Raw genomic sequence first — 7,471 nt, forward strand, 5'->3', positions numbered from 1 at the left:
GATCGCGCCGCCAGCTTTGGCAGGCGCCTCAACATCCCTTCCGGCCAAGCGGTGCGTTTTGAGCCGGGGCAAACCCAGCGGGTCACTCTGGTGGCGCTGGGAGGCAAGGGTCTGGTGCATGGCTGCAACCGGCTGACGAAGAGCAGCGTCCGCTCTGCAACGCAAAAGCGGCGGGCCCTGGCCCGATTGCAGGAGTGGATGGGCTAGGTGGTTAAGCGCTATGGACATAACGCCCCTCGAAGTATGCAGCTTTGGGCATCTGGGCTGAGGCTTGGCCACATCCCCATCCCACCTCAGATTCAAGAGAGTAGGGCTATCCAATTCTTCCTCTGGGATCTGGCCAATGTTAGAGCGTGAGACTGTTTGGTGGATGTGGGTACAGGGCTTGGGGCTGAATCTTTCCGGGTTGGCCCTGTTGGCAGCAGCAGGTGCCACTTTCGGCCCCCTCTGCTGGACCGGCGCGACGGTGGCGGTGATGCTCAAGTTAATTGGAGATAGCCAACTGCTGCGCGCCTACTGGCTTTGGCAAAGTCGGCACCGCCAAGCGGGATCCCAGCCCGTCAGCTCGGCAGCGGCGCTCCAAAGTCAAGTTTGAACAGTTACCAAACAGCCTGTTCGTGGAGCTTCAGCTTCCCTCTCCCCCTGAGGAAGAGGGGCGGGTGAAGGCCAGCGGCAAAGTGCCTTAACCTTGTTTGAAACGACTGTCAGGGAGTTTGAAACAGCCTGACCCTCACCGCAGGTGGGCCACAGTCACACCCGTACCGCCGTCCTGGGGATCCGCTGGGGCAAACCTCTGGACACGCGGGTGATTTTGGAGGTAGGCCTGGACGCCGGCCCGCAGGCGTCCCGTGCCGTGGCCGTGGATGATCCAAACCGGGCCAGGAGGGGCTTGGGCAAAGTGCTGTTCCAGAATCGCCTCGGCATCGGCTACAGTTTTCCCCCTTAGGTCAAGGGTGTTGCGGCTGGTGCGCAGGTTCAGGGGAGCAGTGGTGGGCGGTGGGGAAGGAGGAGCTTTGGGGCGCTGGCGCTGTTTGGCCTGATGTTCATCGATGGGATCCAACTGGCCCCGCGGCACCGTGAACTTGAGAATGCCGCTGCGCACCACATACACCTCTCCTTCGACGGCAATGACCTCTCCCGTCTGTCCCAGGCCCCGCAGCCGCACCCGATCCCCCACCTCTGGCACGAACTCAGTCTCAACGGGCGGCGGCGGTGGCGAGTAGCGCCTGCGAATCTGCTCCAGCTCAGCAGCGACCTGCTGGGGATCGTCCCCCTGTTGCAGCTTGCGGACGGCGGCGGCCACCTCCCGGCGGGCGGCGGCCAAGAGGGCTTGCAGCCCCTGTTGCTGCCGGTACTCCAGTTGCGCCTCTCGCTCAGCCATTTGCCGACTGCGCTGCTGCATTTGGCGGTACAGGGTTTCCAGCTCTTGGTGCAGGGATCCCACCTGGGCGGCCCGCTCTTCCAACTGGGCCCGTTGCGCCTCCAGCCCCGCGATCACCTTATCCACCTGGCTTTCCCCCTGCAGATGCTGCTGCGCCCGCCGCAGAATCTCCGGCTCCAGGTGCAGCCGCCGGGCGATGGCCAAGGCATTGGAGCGACCAGGGATCCCCCACAGCAGGCGGTAGGTGGGGGCCAGGGTGGCCTCGTCAAACTCCACCGAGGCATTCTCAAAGCCGGGATGCTGGTATTTCAGAGCCTTCAGCTCGCCGTAGTGGGTGGTGGCCAAGGTCAGCAGGGCCTTTTCGGCGAGATACTCCAATAGCCCGGCAGCCAGGGCCGCGCCCTCGCTGGGATCCGTGCCTGCCCCCACCTCGTCCAGCAGAACAAGGGCCGGCGCCGGCTCCGACTGCAAAGCTTGCACGATGCGGCTGATGCGGCGAATATGCCCGGAAAAAGTGGAGAGGCTTTGCTGCAGCGATTGCTCGTCGCCGATGTCGGCATAGACCCCGTCGAACCAGGGCAGTTGGGGCGGATCCTGGGCGGGCAGGAAGATCCCCGCCTTGGCCATAAGCACCAATAGCCCCAAGGTCTTCAGGGCAACCGTCTTGCCGCCAGTGTTGGGGCCGGTGATGACCACGGCGCGGATGGACTCCGAGAGGGTGAAATCGATCGGGATCACCTCCGGGCCCTTGCCTTCCTCGCGAGACTGCCACAGAAGCAAGGGGTGCCTAGCTTGGCGCAGGCGCAATCCTGCCGGGACAAACTGGGGGCGATTGCCCCCCAACCAAAGGCTGTAGCGAGCGCGAGCCAACGCCACCTCCAGCCCCACCATCACCGCCTGCAGATGCTCCAAATCCTCGGCAACAGATCCCACCTGGGCCGAGAGGGCGGCCAAGATCCGCTCTTCCTCCGCCTGGATCTGGGCCTGGGTTTCCCGCAGCCGGTTGCCTAGCTCCACCACAGCGTAGGGCTCTACATAGAGGGTGGCCCCGCTGGCAGAGCTGTCGTGCACAATGCCGCGGATGAGATCCCGATGGGTGGCCTTTACCATCAGCACAAAGCGCCCCTGCCGCTGGCCAATCAACGTGTCCTGCAGCGCCTGGGGGTGCTGGCTCATCACCTGTTGTAGGCGTTCTTGGATCTGGCTGCGGTACTGGCGGTGCTGACGGCGCAGGTCTGCCAGGGCGGCGCTGGCGCTATCTCTCACCTCGCCGTGTTCGTCCAGGCAGCGGAAGATCTCCTGCTCTAGCTCAGGATAGGTGCGCAGATTGCTCACCCACTCCTGCAGGCGGGGCAGGCGCTCGTCAGCATCGATGAGTCGGCGAAGGCGGCGAGCAGCCCCCAAGGTGGTGGCAATCTGCACCAGCTCTTCCCCGCTCAGAATGCCCCCCCGTTCGGCCCGTTCCAGGGCCGGCAGCAAGTTGTGGATCCCGTCCAGAGAAATCCCCCCTGGCTGGCTGCAATCCAGCCGGATGGCCTCCTCCGTTTGATCAAGACAGACCTCGCTCTCGGCGCGGCTCCGCCAGGGATCCAGCTCTAGGCAGGCGCGGCGGCCTAGGGGTGTGGCGGCAAAGCTGGCCAAGTGTTGGCAGAGGCGGGGCCACTCCAACAATTCCAAAGTTTCTTGGCGGAGGGAAGGATCGGGCTCAGAACAGATCGGCAGCAGGTTGAAAGTAGTGGGCGTAGGCATTCCTGAAGAAATTAGCCATTCGAGGAAGAACGGAGCTGCAGCCGCTTCATCTCTTGCAAAAACTGCCGCTGGTAGTTGAGAAAGGCAGTGTGCCACTCGCGGAAGCGACGCTCACCATCGCGCACCAACATCTGTCGGTAGTGCTCGGAGTTGAGACGGGGCCGGGCCGAGTTCATGGGGATCGAAGACGCTCTGCCCCTATTGTGGCAGGCCGCGGGGCGCCTTTCATAGCTTCCAACCTGCGGGCAGGCGAGAAAGCACCCCATCTGTTCTGCCGGTGAGGGGAGATTTTTTGCTTGCAGTATGGCCGAACTTGGCAGTCGGCCTTGGCATACTGGAAGAGTCGTCGTACCTCAGCTACGCAAGTCAAATCCGTGCGCAAACGAGTGACCCTGATTTTTCCTCGCCACTTGGTGAATGTGCCCCTCACCTATCGTCTGGCGAAAGACTTCGATGTAGCCGCCAACATCGTCCGTGCCAGAGTAACCCCTAACGAAGTGGGCACCCTGGTGGTGGAGCTCTCGGGAGATATCGACCAGGTGGAGGCGGGGCTGGAGTGGGTGCAGTCTTTGGGCATTGAGGTGGCCGAGCGGGCTAAAGAAATTCAGATCGACCCAGATTTGTGCGTGGATTGCGGCTTGTGTACGGGCGTTTGCCCCACCGAGGCACTGAAGATTTCCGCTCCCGACTGGAAACTGGAGTTTCTGCGTAATCGCTGTGTTATGTGCGAACAATGCATCCCCACCTGCCCTGTCGGGGCCATCAGCACGAGTTTATAGCGATGAGGCGAAGAGCCGGCTAAGCCGACAAGTTCATTCACTATTACAATGCTGTAATATGACCCCGATTGGACTGGATTTGCCCAGGTTAATTCGAGGCAACTGGATATGCTCTCTACCTCGACGCTCATTGGCTTGACCTATGCTGCGCTAGCAGTTCTCTACCTGCTGGTGCTGCCGTTCTTGTTTTTGGTGTACGTGGACAAGCGCTGGAACTACAGCGGTGCCTGGGAAAAGGTGTTGATGTTTTTCCTAGTTTTGTTTTTCTTCCCCGGTATGGTGCTCGTGGCTCCCTTCATGACGTTTCGGCCCAAGCCGCGTTCGCTCTAGAGCTCGCCCTTCTGCAACCTACCAGCCATGCGCAGACGGGATGTTCTCGGCATTGGCCTAGCCCTGCTCTTGGGGGGAGGACTTCTCTACGGGCTGCTGCTTTGGGCCGGCTTAGATACGGGCGCGGCGCAGCAGGTGTCGAGTGTGGTGTTTCTGCTGGGATGCCTGGGCTGGACGGTGGGCTACCTGAAGCGGGTGTTGAGCAGGGAAATGACTCTGAAGGCCCAGTGGGCCACTTTCGAGAGGCAGCAAATCCAAGAAAAACTTCACTCCCTCTCCCCGGAGGAGTGGCAGGCCTTGCAGGCCGAGCTGGCCTCCGAAACCGAAGAGGAAGCTGAGGGTGGTTTGACCGAGCAAGGCAAGTGCTGAGGCCGCCGGGCAAGCTGTACCCAAAAACTTGTCGCAGATCGGTGGAGTTTCAGCTAGAAACTGCAGGAGCCCCGCACTGTACCCCCTCAATCCCCCCGCCCCCCTGCCCCCATATACGGGGGGTTGGGGGAGAAGGGGGGGCGGTCGGAGTCGGGTAGTTTACGTATCCAAGCGGCTGGGTCAGCCCAGCACTACCGGTATAGCTAGTTACTGTTTCTTCTCTATTGGAAATGCTACCTTGCGCCGTAGGCAAAGTTGTAAACTAAGGCAAGTCGTTTCTCTGCTCACCGTGACCAAGACCGTTCTGGTGGCTCAGGGTCAGCTTTTGCAAGCCCAGCTCTGGAAGCTGGTGCTGGAGTCTCAGCGCCATACAGTGGTGCTGGTTTCTCCTCAGGCAGATCTGGTGGAGGTGGTGGCAACTCATTCTCCGGATCTGATGGTGGTGGATATGACGACGGGGCTGTTTAACCCCTATGCCTTTTGTCGAGAGTGTCGGAGCCGGCTTCCGGATATCCCTGTGATTCTCACTCATTACCCTCGTCGCCCCATCGAGCCGGCAGAGCGGCGCTGGGCCATTTACCAGGGGGCAGCCGAGGTGATCCCCGGTTTGGACGAAGCCGACGACATTCTCCACTCCCTCGAGCAAATTTACAAGGCAGCCAGGTGGTCTTTTCCCATCGACACGGAAGCTCTTCACGCGGTTCTCGAGCAGCTGGGTTTGTGGTCTGAAAAAGACAGCCCCCCTCCTTCCCCGTCCGTTGCAACAGAAGAACGCCAAGAGCAAACGGCTGCGCCCCCGCCGGCAAAGTATCCATTGATGTATCGGGGCCGCCCTGTCGAGTGAGCTGCAAGCGCTCCACACCACTAACGCGAAGCAGAGGGGATCCCTTGGGCGCTTTTCTCCCCTGGCGGGGTTGGGGATCAGGGCAGCACCAGCGCTAGGGTCGTGCCCTGGGATCCCGTCTCCACCAAACACAAGTCTCCTCCGTGGGCTTGCAGGATACGTTTGGCGATGTACAGCCCCAGACCTCCTGAGCCGGTCGGGTAGTGCTGGCCGGCGATGTGAATGGGTTGGGCGATGTAGGGCTGGGCCAGCTCTTCCAGGGGAGCCGGCAGGCCGGGCCCGTCATCCCGCACCTGGATCTGGCGAGGGCTGATGGTCAGCACCACCACCTGGCGGGCGTAGCGCAAGGCATTGTCCACCAGGTTCACCAGCGCCCGTTCCAGCTCGGCCTCATCGGCATTGGCCCACCCTTCTCCCTCCACTCGCAGGTCGATCCCCCGTTCTCGGGCCAGGGATCCCATGCGTTCGGCCACCCGTCGGGCCAGGGATCCCAGATCGCAAAGACGAGGATGTAGCTCGATCTCGCCCCGCTCTAGGCGGTGGGCCTCCACCATCCGCTGCACCAGGGACAGATTGCGTTGGTTCTCCTGCAAGATGCGATCCAGAAGGGCAAGCCGCTCTTCCGGCTGCAACTGCTGCTCCTGCTTGAGGGCACTTAGCAAATGCCCAAAGGCAATGAGAGGGGTTTTCAGGTCATGCACCAAGGTGGCGGTAAAGGCTTCCCGCCGCAATTGGTCAATCTGGATCTGGCGCAGCAGATGGGCAAAGGCCTGGCGCAGGATCAAAGCCTCTTGGGGATCCCCGGGGCGGAGCAGCAAATTCCAACGGGCCGGCTGGCTAATTAAGGTTTCCAGATGGCCCAGCTCGCGGGCCAGCAAGGTGAGGGGCCGCAAGATTAGGGAAGACAGGACATAGCCCACCACTGCCGATAGCCCTGCTAGCAAAGGGATCCACAGCAGCAGCAGGACAGATCCCTCGGGGCTGAGCTCTGTGCCGGGGAGGATCCACTGCACCGACAGGATGAAAACCAAGTTGGGGACAAAGGAAAGGCTGGCAATCACCAGCGCCACCTGAGTGCGCAGGCTGTGGGGGAAGCGGCGGCGCCAGAACTCAAGTAGACGGCGTCTCAAGGGGGAACGGGAGAGAGGGCTGAGTTGAATTAGGCCAGGAGCGAACAGGCAAGTCAAGAGGGCTGGCAAAAAGTGGGGGCTAAATCCGCCAGAGATAGATGGTGTAGGTGTTGATAACATCTGACACGGTGGTGGTGGCGGTGGGCGGCCAATCCCCCATATCGAAAGTGTGGGTGACCAGGCGGGCGCCAGGCCGGAGCTCGCTGCGCAGCTTGTCTCGAATCAGCAGGTGGGAGCGGGGCAGCAAATAACAGGTCACCACCGTCGCTGGCGAGAGATCCAGGGTGAGCAAGTCCTGCTGCCGAAAACTGACCCGATCCTGAACCTGAGCGGCTTGGGCCGCCTGCTGTGCCTCTAGGATGCGCTCTGGGTCGATATCCACCCCCAGGCCCCGCGTGCCGCAGCGCTGGGCTGCCCGGATAGGAATGCGGCCATCCCCACAGCCCAAGTCGTAGAGGAGATCGTCGCCCCGCACCTGCGCCAGATCCAGCATGGCGTCGATCACCAGGGGCAAGGTGCGCACGTAGGGAGCCAGGCTCTCCCTACCGGAGCGGTTCTGAATGGGTTTGAAACCACGAGGTGCCACGGTGGAGCCGGGAGAGAGCTTTCCCCCTATTTTAGGATCCCTTGGCTGCCGCCTCTTTTGCGGAGAGAGCAGAAAGCACGGTGGCAGGGATTGGGGTTCTCAATCTTAGATTTTGCGGTTCTGTTGTTATCGCGCAGTTGGCACCTTGAGGTGCTGGGGAGGCTTTTCCAGACCGCTATGGCTGGGAGCGCAGTTTTCCGTCCGTGCCGGAGTCTTGCTGAGGATTTTTGGGGTTTCCTAGCTGCAAACTGATACATTTACGCTGAACACTGCTGAGCATTACTGCTCAGCGGTGAAGCGATA

Annotated in this window: 10 protein-coding genes; 6 read left to right on the forward strand and 4 right to left on the reverse strand. The window is 61.5% G+C overall.

Going from position 1 to position 7,471, the window contains the following annotated elements:
* Together NW846_RS11995 and NW846_RS12000 are read left to right on the forward strand one after the other, a co-directional pair.
* A partial coding sequence (locus NW846_RS11995) for an urease subunit beta (protein ID WP_414516122.1) occupies positions 1-207 on the forward strand: 207 nt, incomplete at its 5' end.
* A 136-nt stretch (positions 208-343) separates the two neighbouring features.
* A complete protein-coding gene (locus tag NW846_RS12000) occupies positions 344-595 on the forward strand; it encodes a hypothetical protein (RefSeq protein WP_240527800.1) in 252 nt (83 codons plus the stop codon).
* Between the two features lie 135 nt (positions 596-730).
* On the opposite strand, the gene NW846_RS12005 is transcribed toward NW846_RS12000, so the two are convergent.
* Positions 731-3,097 carry an endonuclease MutS2 gene (locus NW846_RS12005; protein ID WP_041439234.1) on the reverse strand — a complete coding sequence of 789 codons (2,367 nt, stop codon included), beginning with the start codon at positions 3,095-3,097 and terminating at the stop codon, positions 731-733.
* A gap of 44 nt (positions 3,098-3,141) precedes the next feature.
* Positions 3,142-3,306 (reverse strand): hypothetical protein, encoded by a 165-nt coding sequence (locus NW846_RS12010; RefSeq protein ID WP_168173329.1) that lies wholly within the window; start codon positions 3,304-3,306, stop codon positions 3,142-3,144.
* Positions 3,307-3,504: 198 nt separating this feature from the next.
* Here NW846_RS12010 and NW846_RS12015 point away from each other — a divergent pair, with 198 nt between their 5' ends.
* From NW846_RS12015 to NW846_RS12030, 4 genes are all read left to right on the forward strand, one after another.
* Entirely contained in the window at positions 3,505-3,909 is a 405-nt protein-coding gene (locus NW846_RS12015; protein ID WP_011431371.1) for an NIL domain-containing protein, read from the forward strand.
* A 108-nt stretch (positions 3,910-4,017) separates the two neighbouring features.
* On the forward strand, positions 4,018-4,239 hold the full coding sequence (ndhL, locus tag NW846_RS12020) for an NAD(P)H-quinone oxidoreductase subunit L (protein WP_011431370.1): 222 nt from the start codon (positions 4,018-4,020) through the stop codon (positions 4,237-4,239).
* Between the two features lie 27 nt (positions 4,240-4,266).
* Entirely contained in the window at positions 4,267-4,608 is a 342-nt protein-coding gene (locus NW846_RS12025) for a DUF3007 family protein (protein ID WP_011431369.1), read from the forward strand.
* A gap of 289 nt (positions 4,609-4,897) precedes the next feature.
* Positions 4,898-5,452, forward strand: coding sequence for a response regulator (locus tag NW846_RS12030; RefSeq protein ID WP_414347874.1), 555 nt, complete (start codon positions 4,898-4,900; stop codon positions 5,450-5,452).
* A gap of 77 nt (positions 5,453-5,529) precedes the next feature.
* Here NW846_RS12030 and NW846_RS12035 read toward each other — a convergent pair whose 3' ends face one another.
* Both NW846_RS12035 and NW846_RS12040 read right to left on the reverse strand, forming a co-directional pair.
* Positions 5,530-6,639 carry a sensor histidine kinase gene (locus tag NW846_RS12035; protein ID WP_011431367.1) on the reverse strand — a complete coding sequence of 370 codons (1,110 nt, stop codon included), beginning with the start codon at positions 6,637-6,639 and terminating at the stop codon, positions 5,530-5,532.
* A 22-nt stretch (positions 6,640-6,661) separates the two neighbouring features.
* A complete protein-coding gene (locus NW846_RS12040; RefSeq protein WP_011431366.1) occupies positions 6,662-7,168 on the reverse strand; it encodes an SAM-dependent methyltransferase in 507 nt (168 codons plus the stop codon).
* Positions 7,169-7,471: the final 303 nt, after the last annotated feature.

The sequence above is a fragment of the Synechococcus sp. W60.3 genome (assembly GCF_047502615.1).
Classification (GTDB): Bacteria; Cyanobacteriota; Cyanobacteriia; order Thermostichales; family Thermostichaceae; genus Thermostichus.